Origin of the sequence: Burkholderia sp. L27(2015), assembly GCF_009765705.1 — a bacterium.
Classification (GTDB): domain Bacteria; phylum Pseudomonadota; class Gammaproteobacteria; order Burkholderiales; family Burkholderiaceae; genus LMUX01.
Genome location: NZ_LMUX01000062.1, coordinates 1 through 530, shown reverse-complemented (window position 1 = coordinate 530; position 530 = coordinate 1). Strand labels below are relative to the sequence as shown.

Genomic DNA, 530 nt, shown 5'->3' with positions numbered 1-530 from the left:
CAAATGCTTTCATCAGGAAAGCGCCAGCGCAATGGCGGACGCGGTGTGACTTGGTCGAGCAGGCCATCATGGGAGATTCTTGCATTTGGTAATGCGGACGCTTCGCTTAGACGAGGGTTACAACGATTAACGGCCGCATGATCATCATGAAACTGGGGTCAGAGCGCACTTCCTTCGACCGAGAAATCAAAACCCGCGCGCGAAAGTGCAACCTGACCCCAGTTTTGCGACGAAATCAGATTCGTACTTAGCTCGCCTTGATGAAGGCCAATAGGTCAGCATTGATCAGGTCCGCGTGGGTCGTAGGCATGCCATGGGGTAGCCCGGGATACGACTTGAGCGTCCCATTCTTTAGAAGCTTCCACGACACCGCACCCGTGGTGGGGAACGGACAGATTTGATCGTCCTCGCCGTGCATGACGAGCACGGGAACATCGATAAGTGCGAGGTCATCGTAAAATTCCGTTTCGGACAAGACGCGAACACATTCCGTGTGAGCCAGGACGCTGCCCATCATGCCTTGGCGCCAC

The 530-nt window shown here is 55.1% G+C and carries 1 pseudogene; it reads right to left on the bottom strand.

The annotated features are described in order from the left end of the window. Positions 1–247: 247 nt before the first annotated feature. A pseudogene (locus GSQ77_RS29095) lies at positions 248–530 on the bottom strand (alpha/beta hydrolase); the annotation flags it as partial.